This window comes from Gorillibacterium terrae (assembly GCF_051594785.1).
Lineage (GTDB): Bacteria > Bacillota > Bacilli > Paenibacillales > NBRC-103111 > Gorillibacterium.
The window spans coordinates 53,293-78,836 of the sequence record NZ_JBPPGI010000004.1; the positions used below are offsets into that span (position 1 = coordinate 53,293).

Annotated in this window: 23 protein-coding genes; 19 read left to right on the forward strand and 4 right to left on the reverse strand. The window is 62.1% G+C overall.

The features are described from left to right. Window positions 1-113 precede the first annotated feature (113 nt). From ACSEXS_RS15295 to ACSEXS_RS15310, 4 genes are all read left to right on the forward strand, one after another. On the forward strand, window positions 114-1,283 hold the full coding sequence (locus ACSEXS_RS15295; protein ID WP_438434102.1) for an FUSC family protein: 1,170 nt from the start codon (window positions 114-116) through the stop codon (window positions 1,281-1,283). Next, window positions 1,280-1,930 (forward strand): phosphatase PAP2 family protein, encoded by a 651-nt coding sequence (locus tag ACSEXS_RS15300; protein WP_438434103.1) that lies wholly within the window; start codon window positions 1,280-1,282, stop codon window positions 1,928-1,930. Before ACSEXS_RS15295 ends, ACSEXS_RS15300 begins: the two co-directional genes overlap by 4 nt. A gap of 88 nt (window positions 1,931-2,018) precedes the next feature. Then, window positions 2,019-3,575, forward strand: coding sequence for a glucose-6-phosphate dehydrogenase (gene zwf, locus ACSEXS_RS15305; protein WP_438434104.1), 1,557 nt, complete (start codon window positions 2,019-2,021; stop codon window positions 3,573-3,575). Between the two features lie 20 nt (window positions 3,576-3,595). Next, window positions 3,596-4,219 carry a cyclase family protein gene (locus tag ACSEXS_RS15310; RefSeq protein ID WP_438434105.1) on the forward strand — a complete coding sequence of 208 codons (624 nt, stop codon included), beginning with the start codon at window positions 3,596-3,598 and terminating at the stop codon, window positions 4,217-4,219. A 242-nt stretch (window positions 4,220-4,461) separates the two neighbouring features. Here the strand turns inward: ACSEXS_RS15310 and ACSEXS_RS15315 are convergent, their stop codons facing one another. Next, window positions 4,462-5,418 (reverse strand): DMT family transporter, encoded by a 957-nt coding sequence (locus ACSEXS_RS15315; protein ID WP_438434106.1) that lies wholly within the window; start codon window positions 5,416-5,418, stop codon window positions 4,462-4,464. 192 nt (window positions 5,419-5,610) lie between these two features. Between ACSEXS_RS15315 and ACSEXS_RS15320 the strand changes: the two genes are divergently transcribed. The 9 genes from ACSEXS_RS15320 to ACSEXS_RS15360 all read left to right on the forward strand — a co-directional run bounded on the left by ACSEXS_RS15320 (window position 5,611) and on the right by ACSEXS_RS15360 (window position 15,010). Beyond that, window positions 5,611-6,387: a VIT1/CCC1 transporter family protein gene (locus ACSEXS_RS15320; protein ID WP_438434107.1), complete on the forward strand. Its 777-nt coding sequence runs from the start codon at window positions 5,611-5,613 to the stop codon at window positions 6,385-6,387. 5 nt (window positions 6,388-6,392) lie between these two features. Then, a complete protein-coding gene (locus tag ACSEXS_RS15325; RefSeq protein ID WP_438434108.1) occupies window positions 6,393-7,592 on the forward strand; it encodes a sn-glycerol-1-phosphate dehydrogenase in 1,200 nt (399 codons plus the stop codon). Window positions 7,593-7,651: 59 nt separating this feature from the next. Further along, window positions 7,652-9,244, forward strand: a complete 1,593-nt coding sequence (locus tag ACSEXS_RS15330; protein WP_438434109.1) for a peptide chain release factor 3 — start codon at window positions 7,652-7,654, stop codon at window positions 9,242-9,244. Window positions 9,245-9,449: 205 nt separating this feature from the next. Then, window positions 9,450-9,830, forward strand: a complete 381-nt coding sequence (locus ACSEXS_RS15335; protein ID WP_438434110.1) for a GntR family transcriptional regulator — start codon at window positions 9,450-9,452, stop codon at window positions 9,828-9,830. Window positions 9,831-9,913: 83 nt separating this feature from the next. Then, entirely contained in the window at window positions 9,914-10,687 is a 774-nt protein-coding gene (locus ACSEXS_RS15340; RefSeq protein WP_438434111.1) for a hypothetical protein, read from the forward strand. Window positions 10,688-10,707: 20 nt separating this feature from the next. Continuing rightward, complete coding sequence (locus tag ACSEXS_RS15345) at window positions 10,708-12,027, forward strand: hypothetical protein (protein ID WP_438434112.1); 1,320 nt, start codon at window positions 10,708-10,710, stop codon at window positions 12,025-12,027. Further along, on the forward strand, window positions 12,024-12,731 hold the full coding sequence (locus ACSEXS_RS15350; RefSeq protein WP_438434113.1) for an ATP-binding cassette domain-containing protein: 708 nt from the start codon (window positions 12,024-12,026) through the stop codon (window positions 12,729-12,731). Before ACSEXS_RS15345 ends, ACSEXS_RS15350 begins: the two co-directional genes overlap by 4 nt. A gap of 220 nt (window positions 12,732-12,951) precedes the next feature. Next, window positions 12,952-14,196 (forward strand): glycosyltransferase family 4 protein, encoded by a 1,245-nt coding sequence (locus ACSEXS_RS15355; protein WP_438434114.1) that lies wholly within the window; start codon window positions 12,952-12,954, stop codon window positions 14,194-14,196. Beyond that, window positions 14,123-15,010 (forward strand): YheC/YheD family protein, encoded by an 888-nt coding sequence (locus ACSEXS_RS15360; protein ID WP_438434115.1) that lies wholly within the window; start codon window positions 14,123-14,125, stop codon window positions 15,008-15,010. Before ACSEXS_RS15355 ends, ACSEXS_RS15360 begins: the two co-directional genes overlap by 74 nt. A gap of 57 nt (window positions 15,011-15,067) precedes the next feature. On the opposite strand, the gene sspI is transcribed toward ACSEXS_RS15360, so the two are convergent. Then, complete coding sequence (gene sspI, locus ACSEXS_RS15365) at window positions 15,068-15,271, reverse strand: small acid-soluble spore protein SspI (protein ID WP_438434116.1); 204 nt, start codon at window positions 15,269-15,271, stop codon at window positions 15,068-15,070. Between the two features lie 141 nt (window positions 15,272-15,412). On the opposite strand from sspI, the gene ACSEXS_RS15370 reads away from it, so the two are divergent. Beyond that, window positions 15,413-16,075, forward strand: coding sequence for a potassium channel family protein (locus tag ACSEXS_RS15370; protein WP_438434117.1), 663 nt, complete (start codon window positions 15,413-15,415; stop codon window positions 16,073-16,075). Between the two features lie 13 nt (window positions 16,076-16,088). Further along, window positions 16,089-16,883, forward strand: coding sequence for a TrmH family RNA methyltransferase (locus tag ACSEXS_RS15375; protein WP_438434118.1), 795 nt, complete (start codon window positions 16,089-16,091; stop codon window positions 16,881-16,883). A 67-nt stretch (window positions 16,884-16,950) separates the two neighbouring features. Here the strand turns inward: ACSEXS_RS15375 and uvrA are convergent, their stop codons facing one another. Continuing rightward, window positions 16,951-19,824: an excinuclease ABC subunit UvrA gene (gene uvrA, locus ACSEXS_RS15380; RefSeq protein WP_438434119.1), complete on the reverse strand. Its 2,874-nt coding sequence runs from the start codon at window positions 19,822-19,824 to the stop codon at window positions 16,951-16,953. 39 nt (window positions 19,825-19,863) lie between these two features. Then, the gene (locus ACSEXS_RS15385) at window positions 19,864-20,778 is read right to left on the reverse strand and encodes a nucleotidyltransferase (protein ID WP_438434120.1); all 915 of its coding nucleotides are present in this window, start codon (window positions 20,776-20,778) and stop codon (window positions 19,864-19,866) included. A 125-nt stretch (window positions 20,779-20,903) separates the two neighbouring features. On the opposite strand from ACSEXS_RS15385, the gene ACSEXS_RS15390 reads away from it, so the two are divergent. From ACSEXS_RS15390 to yunB, 4 genes are all read left to right on the forward strand, one after another. Continuing rightward, window positions 20,904-21,794, forward strand: coding sequence for an AraC family transcriptional regulator (locus tag ACSEXS_RS15390; RefSeq protein WP_438434121.1), 891 nt, complete (start codon window positions 20,904-20,906; stop codon window positions 21,792-21,794). 356 nt (window positions 21,795-22,150) lie between these two features. Continuing rightward, complete coding sequence (locus tag ACSEXS_RS15395; RefSeq protein ID WP_438434122.1) at window positions 22,151-23,656, forward strand: MFS transporter; 1,506 nt, start codon at window positions 22,151-22,153, stop codon at window positions 23,654-23,656. Between the two features lie 41 nt (window positions 23,657-23,697). Beyond that, window positions 23,698-24,330 (forward strand): ArsR/SmtB family transcription factor, encoded by a 633-nt coding sequence (locus tag ACSEXS_RS15400; RefSeq protein WP_438434123.1) that lies wholly within the window; start codon window positions 23,698-23,700, stop codon window positions 24,328-24,330. Between the two features lie 241 nt (window positions 24,331-24,571). After that, on the forward strand, window positions 24,572-25,468 hold the full coding sequence (gene yunB / locus ACSEXS_RS15405; protein WP_438434124.1) for a sporulation protein YunB: 897 nt from the start codon (window positions 24,572-24,574) through the stop codon (window positions 25,466-25,468). Window positions 25,469-25,544 lie beyond the last annotated feature (76 nt).

The following is a 25,544-nucleotide window of genomic DNA, read 5'->3' on the forward strand; positions in this document are numbered from 1 at the left end:
AATATAGAGTACCCGCCGGCTTGCTTTTTGTCAACATTTATGAAGAATGGGTAGTGACGACGGATTGGGTAAATGATGAACAAAGACACCGTTAACGGGAAGGAGGGTTTACCGTGACATTCGGAGCAAGGGTGCTCAAGACGGGAGTGGCGGTGACCCTGGCGCTCTACGCCAGCCTTCTGCTGGGGCCGAAGCCCTCGACCATCGCTGCGGTGGCCGCGGTATTCGCCATGCAGCCATCGATTTACCGCTCCTGGCGATATTTCTGGGAGCAGCTCCAAACCAATACGCTCGGCGCGATTCTCGCCGCAGTCGCCCTGCACTTTTTCGGCAATGCACCGATCGCCGTCGGGCTTGTCTGCATTCTGGTCATCATGCTCTGTCTGAAAATAAAGATGGAAGACACGCTGGGCCTTACCCTGGTGACGGTCATCGTGGTCATGGAGGCCCCGGCCGGCCAGCTCGATTTTGCGCTCAATCGGTTTCTGCTCAGCTGTATCGGCATCGCCTGCGCGTTCGCGGTCAATCTGGTGCTTCTGCCGCCCAACCCGCAAAAGCGGTATTCCGAGCAGCTTCAAAGTGTCTTCGACCGCATGTCGCTCCTGCTGCGAACGCTTGTCTCCGACGAGATCAAGGAGTCCGTCTTCCGCGAGGAGCGAAAAAAGTTGCGCGGGCAGCTGAAGGACCTGTCGGGCAAGTACGATCTGTTCGAGGAAGAACACCGAAAGCTGCGCCGTCCGAGCTACAGCAGCACCCGGCTGCTCGTCGTCTACAAGCAGATGCTGACGGCTTTGTCGCGGGGGGAGGAAATCCTGACGGTGGCGGAGGAGCATTATTTCCAGTCCGGCCGGCCGCAGAGGGCGGATGAGCGCTTCGACCGGCATCTCGAGCAGTTGATCAAGCAGCATGAGCTGATCCTGCTCCACTTCAACGGCAAGCTGAAGCCGGATGCGGCGAACGAGGCGTCGAACGAAGGAGCGAACCGCGAGTTCCTGCAGGAGATGCTGCGGCTGTCGACGGGTGGGGAGGCGACGGAGAGCGGAAATCCAGCCGCCTACGGGGAAGGTTCCGCTGCCGGCGAGGCCGCTGCCGCCGGAGAGCCGGAGCCGACGGACCGTGCCGAATCGGCCAGCCGTCTGCGGCTCGCGGTCGTGGCCGCCGCGGTCTACGATTACGGCTTCCAGATTGAGCGGCTGGGCCGGCTCGTCGGCCACGACCCCGGCGAAAGCGCCGCGGCGGCCGATCTGCCGCTGCTTAAGCGGTGGGGGTGGTGGAGGCGATGAATCCATCGAACGGGGGAGGATTGTCCCGTTACCGTGTCGTCCTCGGCTTCTTCTGCCTGTTGGCGTTCGCCGCGATCAGCGCGGCGATGCGCCGAAACTGGACGGAGCCGATGGACACGGCGGTGCGGGAGGCGATCCAGAGTGCGGCCTCCCCGGGACTCACCCGCTTTGCCCGCTGGCTCACGAATGCCGGCGAATTCACTTGGCAGCTCCTGGTCTGCTTAATGGGAGTCCTCTTCCTGCACTTTGCTACTCGCCGCCGAAGGCCGCCTTTGCTGCTGGCGGTTAACCTCGGCGGAGTCTGGCTGCTGAATCAACTTCTGAAGAACCTGTACCGCCGCGACCGGCCGACGATCCGCCATCTGGTGGAGGCGGGCGGGTATAGCTTTCCGAGCGGCCATTCCATGAGCTCGGCGGCCTTCTACGGCATGATCGGCTATCTGCTCTGGAACGCTTATCGGCGGAAGTGGCGAGGCGCCTGGATCTTCCCGCTGCTCGCCGTCGTTTTGACGGGGGCGGTCGGCTGGAGCCGAATCTACCTCGGGGTGCATTTCTTGAGCGATGTCCTCGCCGGTTATGCGGCGGGACTTCTCTGGCTGCTTCTGTGCCTGTCCGTCTACGAGCGCAATCCCGGGCGGGGCGGGTGACGGCCGGTGGCGTGGCACTCTCTTTTCCCGTGTGCTAAACTGAAGGTGTGAACGAAGTCACTCCACTCTTACATAAAGGATGATGAGCATGAGCGAGGTCAAGAAGGAAGCTGTCCGGTCCGAAGGGGCCGTCTTCATATTGTTCGGCGCGACCGGGGATCTTGCCAGCCGCAAGCTTTTCCCCGCCATCTACAGCCTCTACCGCGAGGGTAAGCTGTCGGACAAGTTCGCCGTGGTCGGGGTAGCGCGCCGTCCCAAGACGCGGGAGCAGTTCCGCAGCGACGTTTTTCATTCCATCCATGAATTTGCGCGCTACAAAGGCGTGGAGACCGATCCGGAGTGGATTCGCTTCGCCGAGCATTTCGAATACCTGTCCCTCGATACCAACGACACCGAGGGTTACGGCCGCCTGAACGCGATCACCCAGGAGCTGGAGGCCAAATTCGACATCGCCGGAAACCGGCTGTTCTACCTGGCGCTCGCGCCGAACCTGTTCGGCAGCGTAGCCCACAACCTCAAGGCGGGCGGCCTTCTGGACAGCCTCGGCTATCACCGGCTGGTCATCGAGAAGCCGTTCGGCTTCGACCTCGCATCGGCCACCGAGCTGAACGAGGAGATTCGCCAGGTGTTCCATGAGGAGGAAATTTTCCGCATCGACCATTACCTGGGCAAGGAAATGGTGCAGAACATCAACGTCATCCGGTTCGCCAACGCCATGTTCGAGCCTTTGTGGAACAACAAGCACATTGCCAACATCCAGATCACCTTAAGCGAGACGGTGGGCGTCGAGGATCGCGGCGGCTATTACGATCACTCCGGCGCGCTGCGCGACATGGGGCAGAACCACATGCTGCAGATGGTGACGATGATCGCCATGGAGGCCCCGGGACGGCTGCTGCCGGAGGATATCCGCGACGAGAAGGTCAAGGTGCTCCGCGCACTGCGCGGCTTCGCGGGTCCCGAGGAAGTGGCGAAGCGGGTCGTGCGCGGACAGTACGCCGCAGGCGAGATGAAGGGCGCGAAGAAGAAGGCGTACCGCGAGGAGGACAAGGTCAACCCGGACTCCGAGACGGAGACCTATTACGCGGCCAAGCTGTTCGTCGACAACTTCCGCTGGGCCGGGGTTCCGTTCTATGTCCGCACCGGCAAACGGCTGCCGGCCAAGACGACCGAGGTCGTCGTCGAATTCAAGAAGATCCCCGACAACGTGTATCTGGCGAAGAGCCAGAACCTGCTGCCGAACCTGCTCGTGTTCCGCGTCTCGCCGCTGGAGGGCATCTACCTGAAGATCAACGCCATGCAGCCCGGCTCGGAAGGGACGGTCATCCCGATCGCGATGGATTTCTGCCAGAGCTGCCAGGTGGGCATCAACACGCCGGAGGCTTACGAACGGCTTATCTATGACGCCACGCGCGGCGATTCGACCCACTTCACCCGGTGGGACGAAGTGGCGCTGGCATGGCAATTCGTCGACAGCATCGCCTCTGCCTGGGCCCAGGGCTCGGGCGAGCTGCTGCCCTATCCGGCCGGAACCTGGGGCCCGGAAGCGGCCGACCGGCTGCTGGGAGAGGACGGCTTCCACTGGTGGCCGGTCAGCGGCCAGGAGGAAAGCGACGTCATCTGGGTCGCTGCGACACCGATGTGAAGACGCAAGGGAGGGATACCGTGTTTACCTTTTACGACATTTCCATGACGATTAGGCCGGACATGCAGGTCTACAAGAACAAGGACGAGAAGCGCCCGGAATTTACCACGATGTCCGACCATGTGACGGGCAAGGCGCATGAGACGTGGATCGCCCTCGACGCCCATACCGGCACGCATATCGACGCTCCGCTGCACATGATCGCAGGCGGGGAGACGATCGAGACGATTCCGCTGGAAGCGCTCGTCGGCCCGGCCCGGGTGCTTGACCTGACCGGCGTCGCGGACGGCATCTCGAAGGCCGATCTGGAGCCGTTCGGCATTCAGCCCGGCGAATGGCTGCTGTTCAAGACGCGCAATTCCCTCTCCGACGAATTCGACTTCGAATTTGTCTATCTGAAGGAGGACGGAGCCGTCTACCTGAAGGAGATCGGCGTGAAGGGCGTCGGCACGGACGGGCTCGGCATCGAGCGCGCGCAGCCGAACTATGGCACACACCGTACGCTGCTCTCGGCGGGCATTCAGGTGGTGGAAGGGCTGCGGCTGGCCGAGGTGCCCGGCGGCTCCTACTTCCTGGTGGTCGCGCCGCTGAAGCTGACGGGAATCGAGGCGGCTCCGGCCCGCGCGTTCTTGCTCGGGAACTGAAGGGGCAGCCGGCTTCCGCCTAATTGAAAAGCCTCCGTGTCCGCCTAAGCGGATGCGGAGGCTTTCGTATGCGAGCATGCTAGGCGGCTTCAAGCGGTGAGCTGTCGGATGAGCGGCGAGCAGCACCCGAACCGGCCGGGAACGCCGGGAACAGCAGCCGGAGAAGCTGGGAACGCCGGGATCGCCAGGAATGGGAAGCCGGAGAAGAGGAGAACGGAAAAAGCGGAGAACCCCGGCGTCCTTTACCGTTCGGCGCTCTTGGCGGCCGCTTCCGCCGATTTCCCTCCGGGCCGGTAGACGAGCGCAATGCCGGAGCAGACGAGCAAGAGGGCGAACAGGTTCTTCCATTCGAGAATCGTCTCGCCGAGGAAGACGGCGGAGAGCAGAGCTCCGAATACCGGAATCAGGAAATTGTAGATCGATACCTGGCCGACCTTGTTGTGCTTGAGCAGCAGGTTCCACAAGCAGAAGGCGACCGAGGACAGGAGGGCCAGGTACAGAAGCAAAACGGCCGCGCGCGGCGGCATTGCGGCGATGCGGCCTCCGCCCAGCCATCCGGCCGCCGCGAGCGCGATCCCGCCGATCAGCAGGCTGTGCCCGGTCACCGCCATCACGTCGAGGCGGCGGGTCAGCCGTTTGCTGTAGATGGCGGCGATCGAGAAGATCAGCGCGGCCAGGATCACGAAGCCTTCCCCGTTCAGGCGAAAGGCGAAGTCGATCAGCCCCGAATGAAAATTGACGAGCACCACGCCGACAAAGCCGAGCAGGCAGCCGGCCAGCTTGTTCGCCGTCAACTTGTCGTTGGCATAGAGGAAATGGGCGAGCAGCACGCTGAAGAAGGTAGTCGTCGCATTCATGATCGAGCCTTTCACTCCGGTGGTATGCGCCAACCCGATATAGAAGAAGACGTATTGCGCTCCGGTCTGAAAGAGGCCGAGCGCCGTCACCCGCAGCCAATCCCGGCGGGCGAGACGGAAGACGCGGACGCCGAGCAGCCGGGCGGCGGCCAGGAGAGCGGCTCCCGCCAGGGTAAACCGGTATCCGGCGAACACGAGCTTGGCCGGAACGTCGTCCGTTCCGATGCCAAGCCATTCATAACCCAGCTTGACGCCGGGGAAGGCGCTGCCCCAGAGCAGGCAGCAGAGCGCCGCCGCGGCGGCGACAAAAGAGGTGCGGGTATAGAGAGTCTTGCGGGTCAATGGCGGTTCCTCCTTGCGGGTATCGGTAAGCACGGACAAGCTTCACCCATTATACGTCGAAGCCGCCGGGGTTGAGAAGGCGGATTCCGATCTTGACACGGTCCCGGGTTCGGTGCAATCTGGGAGGAGACCAAGAGGGGAGTCCGGACCCAAGGAAGATTCCGACAATCGGGCAGAGGGGGAGAAAAGAGGATGAACGATCAGATACAGGCGGAGCGGAGAGAGCCGGGGGGCCCGCCTTCCTCGGAGCATTCGGAGCATTCGGGGCATTCAAAGCATTCGGAGCATAAGGAAGAGCATTTTACCGCCTCGGATACGGTGCGGGACATCGTCATCGGCATGTCCGACGGCCTGACGGTGCCGTTCGCGCTGGCGGCCGGCCTGTCGGGAGCCTTGTCGCATACCTGGACGGTGGTCGTGGCGGGCCTCGCCGAGATCGCCGCCGGGTGCATCGCCATGGGGTTAGGCGGTTACCTGGCCGCCAAGACCGAGGAGCAGCATTACGCCGCCGAGGAGGCCCGGGAGCGCTGGGAGATTGTGCATCTGCCCGCGCGCGAGCGCCAGGAGGTGGAGGATGTCTTCCGCGAGTGGGGGCTGGAGGGCGAGGCGCTCGACAAGGCCACCGACGCCGTCATCGCCGACGAGGACCGCTGGACCGAATTCATGATGAAGCATGAGCTCGGCCTGGAAAAGCCGGAGCCGAAGCGCGCCCGCAACAGCTCGGTCACGATCGGCTTGTCTTATGTGGTCGGCGGACTCATTCCGCTGTCGCCGTATATCCTGATCGACGAGATGCACACGGCCTTGACCTGGTCGGTGATTCTGACGATCATCGCCCTCTTCGGCTTCGGCTTCGGAAAAGGAAAATTCATGGGCACACCCGTCTGGAAGAGCGCCTTCTCCACCACCCTGGTGGGCGGGATCGCGGCGGCGGTCGCCTTCGGAATTGCCCGGCTCATAGGAGGTTAATCGCCATGAACATAGCGGAATGGATCGATACGATTCAACACCGGGCGAAGGACTGCCCGTGCGGGAGCGAGCACCAGCCGGTGCGGCTTGAGGGATCCGTCCGGCGGGGCGCTCTGGACGACGTTCCGGGCTTCCTGCTCGGGCGGCAGGCCGGGCTCGTGACCCTGATTGCCGATGCGCGCACCTGGGAGGCGGCCGGCGCCCGGCTGGCGGAACGGCTCGAAGCGGCGGGGGTTGCCTGGGAACGGGTCCTCCTGACGGAAAATGCAAACGGCGATATCGCCGCCGACGAGGCGACGCTGGTCGAGGCCATGCTCGGAACGAGCCGGGAGAGCGAGGCGCTGCTTGCGATTGGCGGCGGCACGATCCACGACATCGTCCGCTTCGCCGCCGCGCAGACGGGCCGGTATTTTGTGTCCGTGCCGACAGCGGCTTCCGTCGACGGCTTCGTGTCGGCGGGCGCGCCGCTCCTTATCCGCGGCATGAAGACGACGATCCAGACGGCATCGCCGGAGGCGATCTTCGCCGACCTGGATGTGCTGGCGGCCGCGCCGCGGGAGATGACGGCGGCCGGCTTCGCCGACATGCTCGGCAAGTACACCTCCCTTGCCGATTGGCGCTTCTCCCGCGAGACGGCCGGCGAGCCGTTCTGCCCGCTCGCCTACGAGCTGACCGAGCAGGCGCTCCTCGACTGCGTCAGCCATGCGGACGAGATTGCGGCGGCCGACTTCGAGGGCCTGCGCATCCTCACCGAAGCGCTGATCGTCTCCGGCCTGTCGATGCAGCTCGTGGATCATTCGCGTCCGGCATCCGGCGGCGAGCATCACCTCTCCCACCTGTGGGAGATGGCGCTTCTGCGCGCGGGACGCCGCCAGATTCTCCATGGCGCCAAGGTAGGCGTGGCCAGTGTGATCGTGGCGGGGCTCTACCGCCGGTTGGCGGAGCTGGCCGGGCATCCTGCGGCCGACGGATCGGTCCACAGCCCGCATCTCGCGCTGTTCGCCGGCTTGCCCCGGCCGGAGGAGCTGGCCGCGCTGCTCGCCAAGGTCGGCGGCCCGTCCTCGATCGGCGAGCTCGGCATCACCCGGGAGCTGGCCGGCGAAGCGCTTGCTACGGCGCATAGCATCCGCAACCGCGCGACCGGCTTGCGCTACGCCAATGAACACGGCTTGCGTTTTCCGCTCGATGCCGGGTTGGAAGAGTGAGCGGTTCACGGTATAATGATGGGGTGTGTATTTTCTCAAGCGAAAGGATTTAACGGCTCATGACCAGTGCTTCCCATAAAGAAATCTCCCAGGAGGTCGCCAAGCGGCGGACCTTCGCCATCATCTCCCATCCCGACGCCGGGAAAACGACGCTTACCGAGAAGCTCCTGCTGTTCGGCGGCGCGATCCGCGAAGCGGGAACGGTCAAAGGGCGCAAGGCGAGCCGCCACGCCACCTCCGACTGGATGGAAATCGAAAAGCAGCGCGGCATTTCGGTCACCTCCAGCGTGCTGCAGTTCGACTATAACGGCTGCCGGGTGAATATCCTCGATACCCCGGGCCACCAGGACTTCAGCGAAGACACCTACCGGACGCTCACGGCGGCCGACTGCGCGGTGATGATCATCGACTCCGCCAAGGGCGTCGAAGCCCAGACGAAGAAGCTGTTCCAGGTGTGCAGCAAGCGGGGCATTCCGATCTTTACCTTCATCAACAAAATGGACCGCGAGGGCCGCGATCCGTTCGAGCTGCTGGAGGAGCTGGAGGAAGTGCTCGGCATCCGCTCGCATCCGATGAACTGGCCGATCGGTTCGGGCAAGCAGTTCAGCGGCGTCTACGACCGCGCCAAGACTCGGCTGGAGCTGTTCCAGGGCGGCGGCGGCGAGCATGTGAACGTGGAGGTCCGGAACGTCGAGGGCTTCCGCGATCCGCTCGTCAAGGAAATCGCCGGCGACTACCTGTACGGAAAGCTGTGCGAGGATCTGGAGCTGCTTGACGTGGCCGGCGATCCCTTCGACCAGGAGCGCGTGAACAAGGGCGAGCTGACCCCCGTATTCTTCGGCAGCGCCATCAACAATTTCGGGGTCCAGACGTTCCTGGAGAACTTCCTGGAGCTCGCGCCGACTCCCGCTCCCCGCGGAGTCGAGGGCGGCGGCTCGATCGACCCGCTCGCCGAAGGCTTCAGCGGCTACATCTTCAAGATTCAGGCCAACATGAACCCGGCGCACCGCGACCGCATCGCCTTCCTGCGCATCGTCTCCGGCAAGTTCGAGCGCGGTATGTCCGTGAAGCACGTTCGTGCCGGCAAGGAGATCAAGCTGTCGCAGCCGCAGCAGTTCCTCGCCCAGGACCGGGATATCGTCGAATACGCCTATCCCGGCGACATCATCGGGCTGTTCGATCCGGGCATCTTCCGCATCGGCGATACGCTGAGCCAGGTGGGGGACATCCGGTTCAACGAGCTGCCGACCTTCTCGCCCGAGCTGTTCAGCAAGGTAACGGTGAAGAACGCGCTCAAGCACAAGCAGTATCAGAAGGGGATCGAGCAGTTGACCGAGGAGGGCACCATCCAGGTGTTCCGGACGGTCAGCTTCGACGATACCATCCTCGGCGTCGTCGGGCAGCTGCAGTTCGAAGTGTTCGAGTACCGGATGCGCGGCGAATACGGCGTCGAGGTTCAACTGCAGCGGCAGACGTACCAGTTCGCCCGCTGGCTGGTCGGCGACGGCATCGACGCGTCCAAGTTCCGCGTCAACTCGATGCTGGTGAAGGACAAGAAGGACAACCCCGTCGCCCTCTTCGAGAACGAGTACGCGCTCCGTACGGCGATGGAGAAGCTTCCCGACGTGAAGTTCCTGGAGACGGCCCCCTGACGGGCGGTCGGCCCGGCGGCGACCAACCAATCAAATGCAACAGCGGCTCTCTCCGCTATAGCGGCTTTTCCCGGTTAGGGGGAAGCCGCTTTTTGGGTTATTGCGGGCGAACGTCCCCATGGATTTGGTAACCGCGGGCGAACGTCTCCGTGGGATTGACAAGTTTATTGTACTACACCTATAATACAAACAATGAAGAGAGGCGGTGAGGCCCTTGCTGGCATTCCACGAACTCAAGCTGAATACCAAGGACCCCGTCTACCAGCAGGTCGCTTTGTTCGTCAAGCGGCAGATTCTTCTCGGCCGGATCGCCTCGGGAGACCGGCTGCCCTCGCGCCGCGAAATCTCCGCGCAGCTCGGGATCAACCCCAACACCGTGCAGAAGGCGTTCAAGCTCATGGAGGAAGAGGGCTACGTGAGAACGGAAAGCACCCTCGGCTCGGAGATTTATGTCGATGCCGGTCTCCGGGAGCGGATCGAAGAGGAGCTGACGCGCGGCCTGGTCCAGGAGTTCATCGATTCGGCCAAGGAGATTCAACTGCCCTTCCAAAAGGTCGTTCAGCTCCTCAGCGAGCTGTGGGAGTAGACTCTCCGCCTGACGGCAAGACCGGGCACCGGGTTCGTCTATTCTTGTTGTATTATACCAATCATACAGATGGAGGGGATTCCATGACGCTTTACCGTTTGTACCGCTACGAATTCGGTCGGATGCTGCCGCTCGTGCTCGGGTTGGCCACCGCCACCCTCGTGCTTACTCCGTGGCTGGTCCGCGGACAGACGAAGGGCTGGAACCCGTACAGCCTTTTGACGCGCTATGAGGCGGTGCTGGCGGCCTCCGGAGCGACGAACCTGTTCTTCCTGCTCTTCGTTGTCCTGCTTGCCGGTTTTCTTGTGCAGGTCTACCGCGAGTATTTCCGCAGCAAGGGCGTCTACACCTGGATGACGCTCCCCGCCGATCGCTCCGCCTTGTACTTCGGCAAGCTGCTGGCTCTGATCACCGCCGCTCTCGTGCTGCTGGCCGCCGAGCTGTTGGCCGTGCGCCTCGGCTACGGGACCTTCAGCGACCGGATGCGGCAAGCGGCGGAGCGGGAGCCCATGACGAACGGGCTGTATCTCGCCTTCATCCGTTCCGATTATCTTCGGCTGCTGCTGCCGCTCACCCCGAGCCGGATTTTGTCCAGCGCCGCCTTGTTCTTCGTCCTCCTGACGGGCGTCTATTATGCGGCCCTGTGCGAGAGAAGCCGGGAGTGGAAGGGGCTTGCCGCGGTCATCGCCGTCCTGCTGTATGGCTTACGCCTTCTCTCCTACCGGCTGGCGGAATCGGGCCCCGCGCACCAGTACCAGCCCAGGACGCTCTATTCGAGCAGCCTGCTGCTCATCCTGCTCGCCGCCGGCTTTGTCGCACACAGCATCTGGCTGATCAAGAAAGGCGCCATCGCCTGAGGAAAGGAGCTGTCCACCTGATGGGCATCTGGAAAAAGTTCAAGAAGCACGCAGCGCTTCCGCTCCTGTCCGTATCCTTGCTGACCGTCGCATGGTCGGCCGTCGATGAGTACGGAAACCGCAACGGAGGCACGATTGAGCTGAGTGACCTGTCCGGGGACCGGCAAGAGCTAAGCGGTATGCGGCTATTGGGAGAGCTGGCCGACGGATACCAGAGAACGGCCTTTGCCGTCGGACGAGAAGGCGAGGCCACGGCGAGCACCCGGCTGAAGCCGCAGCCGGAGGCCGAGGAACCGGTCCGCTATTCGCCGGGAGCCCCGAAGTCCATCGGCCCATATCAATATACCGTTGCCGAAATGCAGCCGGTTCGCATCGCGGTGCGCTTGCTGGACAATCTCGGCTTGGTCTCCAATGTCAATCTGACAGCGGCTCTTGGCATCCGCAATCCCAAGACGGCCGGAACGAATTCCTCCCACTGGTCGAACCCCGCCGAATACGGCTTGGCCGGGAACGCCGCCAAGCTGTACTATACTCCGCCGGTAACGCGCGATTATGAAGGCACGACCGGGATATACGAATGGAATACCGCCGACTTCCGATTCGGGAAGAGCGGCGGAGGCAAGGACCTGCCGGCGGCGGTCGTGGCCGAATGGCCGCTAGTTCCGGCGAGCGAGGATGACGCAAAAGCGATGGATGTGATCGGCCTGGAGGCAGCGGGGGACCGGCTGGCGCTCCTTGCGGTCCAGAACGGGGAATTGCTGATCCGCGGTTACGATGCGGCTCGCCGTCAACCCATCGGCGAGCTGCGGATTCCCGATGCCCGTGTCGCGGAGGCGAGCGTGACGCCGGCTTCCCCTTCGGCCGGGACGATTCTGAGTGAACGGTATACCGCCTACGCCGATTCGGACAATCGGCTGCTTACGCTTGCGTTTGGACAAAACGCCGACCCGGAGGGCAAACGCGTGACGCGCTATTATACGATCAATTTGACGGACGGGGTCAAGCTGGTGAACGAGACCCGGATCATCCGCTCGGACCGATTGGAGGAAGCGTATTATCTGATCGGTGCAGGGACCGTCGCTTACCGGGAAGGGAAGCTGTATGTTGCCAGCCCCTTCGTGGACCGACGCGATGCAAAAACGGAATTAAAGCACATGATTTATTGGCCCAAGCTCTTCCTCGTCGAGGTTTACCGGGGGAACGACCCGCTGTACGAGGGCGAGCTGCTCACCGGTCTGCAGGAGGATTACGACTTCGCCTATCCGCAAGTGGATCAGGTTCAATACCGGCATCTGACGAACCTCCGGTTCGAGGCCGAGGGGAGGGAGGCGAAGCCATGATCGAGCTGACCCGCGCGCAAAAGCGTTACCGGGGCAGGGAAATCTCCTGCTACGTGGACCACTTGGTTCTGGAACGCGGCGAGATCGTCGGGGTGCTGGGCGATAACGGCAGCGGCAAGACCAGCTTTTTGAAGATGATCATGGGCCTGGGGCGCTTGTCGAACGGGACGGTCCGGGTGGACGGAAAGCCTCCGGCCGAGCAGTACGATCGGATGGCTTATGTGACGGAGGAAGGCAGCTGGCTGCCGGGAATGAGCCCGCGGGACTTCGGCGTTTTTCTCTCCGAATTCTTTCCCCGGTTCGATCCCGCCCGTTACCGGCGGCTGCTCGGTTCGTTCGAGCTGGAGGAGACGAAGCCGATCCGCTCGATGTCGAAGGGGCAGCGGGCCAAGGTGGAGCTGGCGGCCGGCTTCGCCAAGCGGGCCGATTATTTGCTGCTCGACGAACCGTTCCTCGGGGTGGACGGCACAACCCGGCGCCGGTTCCTGGGCGAGCTCGCCGCCGAGCTGACGGGAGAGGAGCTGGTGCTCGTGGCTACCCATTTTGTCGAGGACTTCGCCAATCTGTTCGACCGGGCGCTGCTCTTCCACGGAGGACGCATCCGCGAGAATATCCGCATTGACGATCTGCGGGAGCAGGGGGTGTCGCTCGCGGATCGGATGACCGAGGTCTCTCTCGGCAAGCGGGATCGAACCTATCTATAACCTTATCGGGCGCAAGCGGACGGTCTGCCCGGATCGTCCGCTTTTTTGGCGTTAAGGGGCAGCGGAACGAATCCGAGCCCTGGCCCGCATCGGGCCGCCTCCCGGCAAACTGAGGCGGGAGCCTTTCCACTTAAGCCCTTTCGGCGGCTTTGCCGCACTCATAAGATGGGGTGATGGGGAACGCGAGGAGGTTCCAGACTGCTTGCAGGGAGGCAAAAGTATGCGCATCCTGATGATCGCGCCGGGACCGATCCCGGTACCCCCTACCCGGGGAGGTTCGGTCGAAATCTGCATGAGCGCCATCGCCCGGCTGCTGAGGGAAGGCCACGATGTCGTCCTGGTGAGCCGGCAGTTCCCGGGCCTGGCATCGGTATCCCAGGAAGGGCGCTTGACCTTCCTGCGGGTGGTCGTCCCTCCAGGGGGCAGCTACATCCGTACGGTCATCCGCCGCCTGCGCGGCCAGAGCTTCGACCGCATTCAAGTGGATAACCGCCCCGTTTACGTACCGCTGATCCGCAAGGCATTTCCAGGCACGCCGGTCTCGGTGTTTCTCCAGTCGCTGACTTATACGCCGGCCGGCCGGCTGACCGCTTCTCGCCTCGGTCAGGCCGACCTCGTCCTTGCCAACAGCCGCTCGCTTCACCGACGGCTGGCGGCGCGGTTTCCGGCGATCAAGGGGAAGCTCCGCACGGTGCACCTGGGCGTCGAGTTCGAGCGGTTCCGGCCTCCCTTGCCGGAGGAACGGGCGGAGCTTCGGCGCATCCACGGCTTGGAGGACCGCTACGCCGTTCTGTTCGCGGGCCGGGTGATTCCGCGCAAAGGCCTGGACGTCCTGGTCCGGGCGGTGCGTGTCCTGCGCCGCACGGTGCCGAATGCGGTCCTGGTGATCGCCGGCACGAGCGGCGTGTCGGGCTATGGAAAATCCATCCGCCTGCTGGCCAAGCGGGAGCGGGTGCCGGTCCGATTCCTCGGCAAGCTGCCGCATACGATCATGCAGCATGCGTACTGGCTGGCCGACTGCTTCGTCTGTCCGTCCCAGCTGCACGAGGCGTTCGGGCTGGTCAATGTAGAGGCGATGGCGACGGGACTTCCGTGCGCCGCCTCGGCCATCGGCGGCATTCCCGAGATTATCGTCGACGGCGTGAACGGGTTGATCGTGAAGGAGTATCGCCGGCCGGAAGCCTTTGCCCGGGCGATCGCGCGGCTTGCAGCCGATCCGGCGCTGTCGGAGCGGCTCGGGATGGCGGCCTGCGCCACGGCGCGCGGGGCCTTCGGCTGGTTGCGGACGGCGGAACGGCTCGCGGAGCTGTACGGAGCGCCGGGGCCGCTCATCATGGCAAAGGAGGAGATGGTCTACCATGGAGAAACCGTCGAAGAAGAGGCCGAGGTACGTGGCGAGCAAATGGAAGAAAACGACGGCGCTGCGGGAATCGGAAGCGATCCGCCCCTATTTGCTGCCCCTTGAGAAAATGACCCGGAGCTCGGTCGCCGCCATGCTTGACAGGCATCGGACCGTATTCGTCAAGCCGGTATCGGGCATGCACGGCAAAGGAGTCGTCCGGCTCGAATGGGTGAAGGACGAAGAGAAGCCGTTTCGCTTTCAGGAAGGAACCAAAAAACGCTCCTTCCGGGAGCTGGATAGCCTTTACGATGCGGTCCGCGAGGTCGCGGCCGGACGCGCCTACCTGGTGCAGAAGGGCATCCGGCTTCTGCGCTACAAGGGACGTCCGTTCGATATCCGGGTGATGGTGCAGCAGAACCCGGCAGGCAAATGGGAGACGACCGGTATGCTCGGCCGCGTCGCCCAACCCGGGAAGATCGTCACCAATGTTCACAACGGCGGCAGGCTGGAGTTGGTTGAGACGCTGCTGAGGCCCTATGTCCCGGCCGACAAAATGGGGAGCACCGTTGCCCAACTGAAAAACCTGGGCCTTCGTGTGGCGGAGCACCTCGGACGCAAGTTTCCCGGCATCCGCGAGATTGGCCTCGACGTCGGGATCGGCTCCGATCTTTGGCCGTGGATCATCGAGGTCAACACCTCTCCGGCTTCCTTCATCTTCAAGCGGATGCCGGACAAGAGCGTATACCGGAGGGTCAGGGCGTACGCCATCGCCTACGGAAAGCTGCGCCGTAAACGGAAGGACGCCGGAAGGTCCGCAGGGGTGGGCAAGAAGGGAGCCCCTTCTTCACGAGCAACGTCGAAGAAGCAACGAGCCGCCAAGCTCATGCATCCCCCGCTGTCGAACAAAAGGACCGTCGGGGCGCTCCGGCGGCGATAGTGCTGCTTCTTCTGGGCAAACGAAAGGGGCTGCGGCTTGTGCCGCGGCCCCATCGTTTTAGGTCAGGCTTTTTTCCAAATGTTCGACCATGTGGGTCTGGAACTCAGGTTCGCTGTTCTTCCAGATATTCTCGAAGAGGACACCGAGACCCGGGAGCGCCTTTTCGTCGCCGTCGACGGAATCGGCGATCACCTCGCGCAGCTCTTCCTCCGATTTCCCTTTGACGCGCATGACGATGGCTTGCCGCAATGTGATGTTCATGGCAACCTCCGGTTCGAATGGCTTAACAACGTTATCGTACGGTAGCATACCCCGGTGCTAAGGCTTTTATCCGGACAAGCGATGGACCCGGCAGGCATGCTATAATGGAGCCTGATCAGGCAAGCGGCAGGAGGGACCAGTATGAAAAAGCAATTCGCCATCATCGGGATCGGCCGGTTCGGCTCCAGCGTCGCCCTTTCCCTCACCCAGCTCGGGTACGACGTTCTGGCGATCGATGCGGACGAAGCCAAAATCCAAAGCATCAGCCAGTGGGTGACGCACGCGGTGCAGGCGGACCCAACGGAGGAGGAAGCGCTTCGCGCGATCGGCATTCGCCATTTCGACGTGGTGGTGGTGGCCATCGGCCAGGACATTCAAGCGAGCATCCTGACGACGCTCATCCTGAAGGAGCTCGGGGTCCGAACGCTGATCGTCAAGGCCCAGAACGAGCTGCACGGCAAGGTGCTGCGGAAGATCGGGGCGGACAAGGTGATCTTTCCCGAGCGGGATATGGGCCAGCGGCTCGCCCATGCCCTCATCTCGCCGAATATTCTCGACTATATCGAGTTGTCTCCGGATTACAGCATCGTGGAAATTCGCGCGACGCCGCTGCTTATCGGCAAGAGCCTGAAGCAGCTCGACATCCGGGCCAAGTACGGCTGCAACGTCATGGCGATCAAAACCCTAGACGGCAAAATGAACATCACGCCGAGCGCCGACGATCTGATCCAGGCGACGGATATTCTCGTCGTCGTCGGCCGCAACGACAGCCTGAGCCGGCTGGAAAAAAACTATTCGGAATGAGGCGGAACGAACGATGAACATCACCTCGGCGCAAAATCCGCGTGTCAAGGAATGGAGCGAGCTGACGGCAAAGAAGGGACGCGACCGCCAGGGCCGCTTCCTGCTGGAGGGCGTCCACCTCATTCAGGAGGCGCTGGTGTCGGACATTCGGGTCAGGACCGTTCTGTATGATCTGGAAAAGGGAGTCTCGGAGGAGCTGCGACCTCTGCTCGACGGCCATCCGGAGGTCGAGCTGATCGGCGTAAGCCCAGCCGTGCTGGCCAAATGCTCCGAGACGGATACGCCGCAGGGCGCGGTCGGCATAGCGGACAAGCCGTCGTTCGGCCCGGAGGCGCTGTTTGCCGACCCGGCGGGCGTGGTCGTCGTGCTGGACGGCCTCCAGGACCCGGGTAACGTCGGCACGATCATCCGCACGGCGGACGCGGCCGGAGCCGCGGGCGTGCTGATCGGCCGGGGCTCGGCCGACCCTTACGCCCCGAAGACGGTGCGTTCCACCATGGGCTCGCTGTTTCACCTGCCCGTGGTGGAAGGAGCGCTGCCGCCGCTGCTCGAAGAGGCCGAGCGGCGGGGCGCCCTGGTGTTCAGCACCGGCATGGCGTCGGGGCTGACCTGCTACGACGCCGATCTGACCGGCGCCGTCTGGTTTGTGATCGGCAACGAGGGCCGCGGCGTCTCGGCCGAGGTCCGCTCGCATGTGCAGCGGGAGCTGTCCATCCCGATGCCGGGGCGGGCGGAGTCGCTGAACGCCGCCATGGCGGCGGGCCTGCTGCTGTACGAAGCGGTGCGGCAACGGCGCTCCTCTAGCTGACCCGCACGGCAACCAACGAACCAACAAAGGCGTGGACTCCCACTCGGAGAGTCCGCGCCTTGTCTTGTTATTCCGCCAATACCGTTCGCAGGTAGCGGCCGGTGTGCGAACCTTCCACCCTCGCAACCTGCTCGGGAGTTCCTTCGGCCACCACGGCGCCGCCTCCCGTGCCGCCCTCGGGACCGATGTCGATCAGGTAGTCCGCCGACTTGATCACGTCCAGGTGGTGCTCGATGACAATCACCGAGTGGCCTTTGTCCACCAGCTTATTCAGCGACAGGAGCAGCTTCTGGATATCCGCCAGGTGCAGGCCGGTGGTCGGTTCGTCGAGGATGTACAGGTTGTGCGAGCCCTTCTTGATCTTGGACAGCTCATAGGCCAGCTTCACCCGCTGCGCTTCCCCGCCCGACAGGGTGGTCGAGCTTTGTCCGAGCCGCATGTACCCGAGCCCGAGCTCGTCCATGATCTCCAGCTTATGGCGCAGGTAGCGGTTGTCGCGGAAGAATTCGCAGGCCTCCTCGACCGTCATCTCCAGCACGTCCGCGATGCTTTTGCCCCGGTATTTGATTTCCAGCCCTTCCTCCGAGAAACGCATCCCCTTGCACACCGGACAGATCGTCTCGATGTCCGCCATGAACTGCAGGCTGGTGACGATGATGCCGTCGCCCGAGCAATGCTCGCAGCGCGTCCCGTTCGCATGCGTCAGGCTGAAGTCGATCGGCTGATAGCCGCGGTCCATGGCCTCCGGCAGCGCCGCGAACAAATCGCGGATCTTGTCATAGATGCCGATATAGGTGGCCGGATTGGACTTGCTGTTGCGGCCGATCGGCGTCTGGTCGATGTTGATGATATGGTTCAGCAGGTCGGCCCCGAACAGGAAATCATGCTCGCCCGCCATGATCCGGGCGCCGGTCTTGTCGATCTTGAGCTGCTTGTAGAGGATCTCGTTGACGAGCGAGCTCTTGCCCGAGCCGGATACGCCGGTTACGCAGAGGAAGACGCCCAGCGGAATGTCGAGGTCGATGTTCTTCAGGTTGTTCTCCCGCGCTCCCTGGATGGTCAGGAAGTGGTCGCCCAGGTGGCGGCGCTTCTTCGGCACGGGGATCTTCGCTTTCCCGGACAGGTACCGTCCGGTTACGGACGCGGGTTCGCTTGCGATCGCCTCGACCGTCCCCTCGGCGACGATCTGTCCGCCGTGGATACCGGGGCCCGGCCCGATCTCGATGACATGGTCGGCGCATTGGATCGTCTCCAGGTCATGCTCCACGACGATTACGGTATTGCCGATGTCCCGCAGCTTCTTCATCGTCTCGATCACCCGCCCCGAATCGCGCGGATGCAGTCCGATGCTGGGCTCGTCCATGACGTACAGCATGCCCATCAGCTCGCTGCTGATCTGTGTGGACATCTTGATCCGCTGCATCTCGCCGCCCGAGATGGTGTCGCTGCGCCGTCCGAGGCTGATGTAATGCAGGCCGATTTCGATCAGAAGCGTGACCCGGGAATGGATTTCCCGGATGATCGACTCGGATACCTCGCGAACGGTTTCGTCGAAGTCGAGCGATTCCAGGAAGCGGTTCAGCTCGGGGAGCTGCATGCGGCCGAGCTCGTCGATGTTCTTGCCGCCGATCGTCACCTGCAGGCGCTGCTGCTTCAGCCGCGCTCCGCGGCATTCCGGGCAGACCTTCTCGATCATGCATTCCTTGATAAAGTTAGGCTCGAAGGCCTCGGTGGTCGTGCTTTTGCGAATGTAATTGCGGTACCAGCTCTCCATCTCGTGAACAAAGCCCCAGAACGGCCGGTCCCGGCCGACCAGCCAGTTGCGCTTGACCGAATTCGGCGGTTGGACCATCGGAACGACCTCGCCCTTTGTTCCGTAGAAGAGCAGCTCGTGAACCGCCTTGGGCAGATCGCAAAACGGCGTATCGAGGCTGAATTGGTACTTCTCGGCGAGGCTGTACATCATCACGCTGCGGTAGCTGTCTTTGCTGGACAGGTTGTAGACCGTATTCTTGAAGGCGCCGCGGTTGATGCTCTTCTCCGGAGCGACGACGAGAAAGCGCGGCTCCACCACATACGACATTCCGACCCCCATGCAGGTATGGCAGGCGCTGGCCGGCGTGTTGAAGGAGAAGTGGAACGGCTGCATGTCGCAGAGGAAATAGTGATGCTCGGGGCAGCCGAAGTTCCGGTAAAAGGAAGCGTCCGCACCGCCCACGACCTCGACCTTGATGAGAATATCCTCCTCCAGGGCGAGCATGGCCGCTTCGATGGTCTTGGTCAATTGGATGAACATGTCCGGCCGCAGGGTGAACCGGTCGATGACCAGTTCGATCCGGTAATTCCGGGATTCGTCCAGCTCCTTCTTCTCCGCCAGGGAGAACGGCTCCCCGTCGACGAGCAGCTGCTTGAAGCCCTTCTCCCGCAGCTGGTTGAAGGTATAGCTGTATTCTTCTCCAAATACCTTATGCACCGGGGCGCGCAGCTCGATGACGGTTCCGGTGGGCAGCGAGGCGGCATGCTCGGCGATCTGTGCGGCGGAAAGCTGCTTCAACGGGTGGGTGCATTCCGGGCATTGGCCGACGCCTGCGGTCGCATACAAGAGCCGCAGGTAATCGTTGATGTCGGTGACCGTGCCGACCGTGGAACGCGGGTTGTTGTTCAATTTCTTTTGTTCGATGGCGATGACGGGCGACAGGCCGCGGACGAAGTCCACCTTGGCCTTCTTCAACTGGCTGATTCGGCTCTTGGCAAAGGTGGAGATGGAGTCGAGGAAGCGGCGCTGGCCCTCTCCGTAAATGACGTCGAAGGCGAGCGACGATTTGCCGGAGCCCGAGACTCCGGTGATGACGGTCAGCTTGTCGCGGGGGATCTCGACGGAGATGTTCTTCAGGTTGTTCTGCTTGGCGCCGGAAATTTCGATTGTGCTGCGGACGGTCATGGTTCACTCTCCTTATGTAGGTAGGGCCTTACAGCGGCATCAGGGGATATATAAGAAGCCGATCTCCTCGACGGACGGCTTGCTCTTCGGGGTGATGCGGATCGTCTGGGACACCTTCTCGATCACGCCTTTGTCGGCGAGGTAGTCGAACAGCCCGATCAGGAAATGCCCGTCCGCATGGAACTGCTTGGACAACATGGTGACCGTCTTGATCTCCTGGTCGGCCATATACTCCAGGACCGGCCGCTTCACCAGATCGAGGCTGCGGTCCAGGTACCGGTCGATCAGCTCAATCCGGTTGCGGACTTCCTCCTCGTCGAAGTGGTGCGACATCGCCTCGCCGTATAACGGCTTCAGCCATTCGGGAGCGAGCTGAAGCGCCTTCTGGATCGACTCGCGCGAGGCCGGCTCGCCGCGCAGGCACAGCTCCATGTGCGCGATGGTCTCGGCTGCCTTGAGCAGGTAATACTGCGCATAGAGCGGGTCGCGGCGGGCGGTCAGCCACTTCTGGCACTTCTCGTAGATGCCTACAAGATCGGCCGCATAATAGAAAGCGGCCAGCGCCATGTCGTCGCTTCCGATGGCCTTAAGCTCCTCGAAGAATTCGGCCAGGCTGTCATCGGTGCAGTAAACGATCTTGCTCTTGGCGCTGAAGGAGTGGCCGAAAGAGCCGCCGATGTTGCGCTCCATCCCCCGGCGGAAGGAGCTGCGGGGCAGGACAGCCAGATTGAGCGTAATCCCGTCTTCCAGAATGCAATAGGACGGCTGCTTGATCGGCTGGTCGCGGATCACCACCGTCGTGTCGATATCGCTTTTCTCCCAGACGACGTCATACGCGACGCTGCCGCCGACAATGACGGCGATTACGTTCGGGTCGTCCTTAACCTTCTCCACAAAACTCTGTACCGCAGCTTGATAGCGTTCCTTAAGAAGTGCTTGCGTCCGTTCGTCCATACGGCTTGCTGATCCCTCCGTGTCTTCGAAATCGAGCATCTGTTCGCTTTTTCTCGGCTGTGGTAAGAGTATACAATAGGGAAAAAAGCCAAACCGGACAAAAATTGCTCAGTTAGGAGCTGCGAATGGACCACCGTCTGTATGAGATTCTCGTGCAAACCACCGAATTCATCGAAGATCACCTGCTGGAGGAGCTGAGTCTCGACCGGATCGCCGATCGGGTCAACGTGTCGAAGTTTCACCTGCTCCGTATCTGGAAGGGAGCCACCTCGACGGGACTCATGGAGTATGTCCGCCGCAGACGGATCGCTCTGTCGCTCGGAGACCTGCTCCGCGAATCCAGCACCTTGGAGTTTATCTCCTATAAGTACTCGTTCGGCTGCGAACGGACCTACACCCGCGTTTTCAAAGAGGAATATGGGATGAGCCCGGCCAAGTGGCGGCGAAATCCGTCGCCGGTCCGCATCCTGGACCGCTTCAATGCGGACTTCATGCAGCGGGCGGGGGAGGGCCTCATGTTCTTCCGGTCCATCACGGTGATGCCGGCCTTTACCATCGCAGGGCGGGAGCACCGGGTCGATGCGGAGGAGAACCGGAAGCGGTTCACCGCCAACCGGCTGGGCGTCGAGTTCTTTTACAACGAGCGGCTGCGCATCCTGAATCCGGTGAACAAGGACGTCTACATCGGGTACACGGCCGTCCCCGTGCCCTTCGAGGGTCATACGTTCTACCAGCCCTCGGTTCAGGTCGACAAGGCCAGCATCGTGCCGCCCGAGCTGAACGTCAAGCGGATCAAGACGCACAAATACGGCGTGTTCACCTATATGGGTCCGCATCGCCCCGAGGACATTACCGCGGACTCGCTTCAAACCATTTGGCAGCATGTGTCCGGTACGTGGATGCCAACCGTGAGGTTCGAGCTCGAACGCCCGTTTCATTTCGAACGGATCAATTACGCCCGGTGCAGCCGCCATTATTGCGAATGCGACCTGTACTACCCGATCGCGGAAGTATAAGAACAGCCAGGCGAACTATATAGACGAAACACAAGAAAGCCGGAAAAGTGGAAGGGCGTGAAGAAGCGAAGCGCTCGCCTTTGATCCCGGATTTCCCCTAATTATAGTTCATTCAGGAAACCTGGGATCAACAGCGATTCGGTTTGACATTCCAGCTGTGCAGGCTCAAAGGTTAAGTTCAGTCTATCTATATTCATGCCAATGTTTCCTTTTTGGAAGCGTTGGCTTTTTTGCGTCTGAAGCTCAATAGGCTAAACCATGAGCGAAAGAGGGCAAAAAATACCTTGATTAAATTATTACCTATCGTTAAAATAAATTTTAACGTTAAGCTATTTTTTTATTTAAGGGGGATGACCATGAAGGCTGCTGCAGGATGGAAAGAAGGTAACGGAGGACCGCCCGGGGAGGAGCGGCGGCAGGAAGGGAGTTCCGCTTCCGCAGGTGCCGCTTCGGCTGATGCTATGGGAAAAGGAGAAGCGGTTGAACCGGGAGCCGTGGAAACGGCTGAACCGGGGACCGCCGAAGCGGCTGCCGCCCGAAGCATGGCGGGAGAAGAGGCTTCGGTTTCTGCGGCAGAGTCCCTGCCCGCCGGCGTTTTGCCGGAGGAAGGCGACGAAGAAGCCAAAGTGGGCAAATCCGCTCTGCGGGAGCTGCTGCGCAATCGCGGCTATGTCACTCTGCTGCTGGCGAGCGTCATTTCCCGGTTCGGCGATTCCTTGGATTCCATCGCCTACAGCTGGATGGTCTATGAGCTGACCGGCTCCAAGGCGCTCATGGGCATCCTCTTCGGCGTCAACGCTTTGCCGAACCTGTTATTCGGCCCCTTCGCCGGCGTGCTGGTCGACCGCTGGCCGAATAAGCCGATCCTCATCGTCTCCGACCTCGTTCGGGGCTCGCTGGTATGCACGACGGCGCTGTTGTTCTTCACCGGTTCCCTGCAGGCGTGGCACCTGTTCGTGCTGACGATCCTGCAATCGACCATGGAAACCCTCTGCTCTCCGGCGGAAAAATCCCTGATTCCCGACCTCGTATCCAAACGGAGCCTGCTCGCGGCCAATTCTTACCTCTCCACCGCTTCGCGCATCTCCGAGCTGGCCGGACTCGGCGCGGCGGGGGTCATCATCGCCCTCCTCGGCATCTCCGGGTCCATCCTGGTCGACGGGTTCACCTTCCTCGGCTCCGCCGTCATCCTGCTGATCGGGCTCACCCGCCTCGCCCCCAAGAGCGGGGGCGGAGAAAAGCTTACGCCATCCCATTACTTGCACATGATGAAGGAAGGACTCCTGCTGATTCGCCGCAACCGGCTGCTCCTGGCCGCCGTCGTGACCGCCGCCTTCGTGAACTTTTGCCTGGTTCCGTTCAACGTGCTGATCCCGGCTTATTCCAAGGATGTGCTGCAGGCCGGTCCGACCGGTCTCAGTCTGCTGAGCGGAGGGCTCACCGTCGGCATGATCGCCGGAGGTCTCTGGATGGGCGCGCGCGGCAGCCGCTATGCCGGCTCCCGGCTGATTGCAACCGGGCTCATCGTCATCGGCGCGATGTATGCTCTCTTAACCGGAACGTTTTACTTGCCGCAGGCCGCCCGGCTGGCCGCCGCCGTCGCCGCCTGTTTCGTGATCGGCGCCGCCGTGCCCTTGGCCGGGACCCCGCTTACGGTGATGCTTCAGGACAAGACGCCGCGGGCGATGATGGGGCGGGTGATGGCGCTCCTGTCGATGCTCTGCTGCAGCGCCATGCCGCTCGGCGGCTGGTTCACGGCGGCGCTTGCGGACCTTATGCCGATGGCCGGCTTCTTCCTTATCATGGGCGGGCTGATCGTCGCTTCAGCCGTTCTCTTCCGCCGCAGCACCCGAGCTTTCTAAGCGCGTTCCGGTGAGGTATGATGGGGAAGAGGTGAAAGAGCTTGCCGACAAAACTGCTATCAAGCCTGGAAGAATTCAAAGCCATTTCCGATCCTTACCGCATGCAAATCATCGAGCTGTTAAGCGAAGCGAGCGAACCGATGACGGTCAGCGAAGTGGCTGCGAAGCTGGGCGATGTGCCCGCGAAGACCCATTATCATATGAAAAAGCTGGAGAAGGCCGGCATCGTCTCCATCGTCGAGACGAGAGAGGTGAACGGCATACTGGCGAAGTATTACCGCCCCACGGCGGATTCCTTTCAAGTGGATAAAACCTTTGGCCTGCTCCCGGGAGCGGAACGGATCTCCGCCGTCCAGACCAGCATCACCAGTCTCGTCAATACGTACAGGAAAGAGTGGCTCCGCCGCTTCGGCGACAAGGACCAGGTGTTCGGATCGGCTTACTATACCATGGTAAGTCTGACAGAAGAGCGGGCCCTCGAACTCAGCCGCCGCCTGGAAGGGCTGATGAAGGAATTCATCGGAGATGACAAGAAGGCGCAACCGAACGAGAAAATGTATCAGCTGTTCGTCAGCTTCTTCGGGGAAAAGCATTCCGGTGAAGCGCCGAATGAAGGGGACGACGGGCAAGACGGACCGAAGGCGAAGGAGGATTCTCCGCCGCCGACCGAGTGAGGCGAAGCTCCGGTCCTGTTAGTTCGCTTTCCTTGTCTGGTATCCCTGCCTAAACCGCTTCCCGCGAGACTACCGAAAAAGGCATTGCTTCGCTTTCGGATGGCCCCGTGGTATTTCCGTCCACTTGGCTTCGTTTCTCAGCGGCCTTGCCGCCTCCCGCCCGGGCCTTCTTTTCCCCGCCGACGCCGCATAAGGTAGAGATGACGGCCAGGTTGTCAGGCGGCGCGGGAGGAGGGGGACGATGAGCAGGCGCAGATGGAAGTCAAGGAGAACGCATGGGTCCAGCCGCAAGCGCATTGTTTGGATCGTCATGGCGGTGTTTCTCTTGTCCTTCGTGCAATCATTCGTCTTCATCGACCGCAACCTGAAACCGCCGCTGATGAACCTCGCCAAGGTCCGGCTGAAGCAGATGGCGACCCAAGCGATCAACACCGCCATCGCCGACCGGATCGCCCAGGAGACCAATTTCGATAAGCTGATCGATTGGCGAACGGACAAGGACGGCAAGGTAACCGGCTTCATGCTGAACTACACGGAGCATATGCGAATTACCTCCGACACGATCAACCGGGTGCAGAGCCTGCTGCTTGGTCTGAAACGCATGCCGGAGCATATTCCCCTCGGGATGGCGATGCACAGTCCGCTCTTCGCTTCGTTCGGTCCCGACATACCGGTTCGGCTGCAGCCGGCGGGAGCGGTAAAGGTAGACCTCAATACCCGCTACGAAAACGCCGGAATCAACATGATCCTGGTCGAGGTCTACATCCGGATTATCGCCGAAGTCAGCGTGATCATCCCGTTTGATTCCGAGCCCGAGACCGTCGAGACCGAGCTGCCGATCTCTTATCTGCTGGTCGTCGGAGATACCCCGATGTATTACTATGACAACAAAGGCAATCCGGTCGGCAATTCCAGTCCCCTGCCGCCGGGCGTCACGCTGCCCGGACTGACGCAGGGAAGCGGCTCGGGCTCCGCCGGTTCCGCCGCCTCCGGCACCGCTGCGTCGGGCAATACGGCAGGGGGGACGGGCGGTAGCGGCGGAGGGACCTCCATCCCGGCTACAACGGCCGGGAATGCCGGAACCGTACCGCTCCCGAACGCAGGCGGAGGAGCCGGAGCGGGAAGCGGCCGTCCTTGACCCCGATCCACCGGCGGAGCGCCAAACTCTGCGCACGAAGAAGACCCGATATCTGGATGATACCCAGACATCGGGT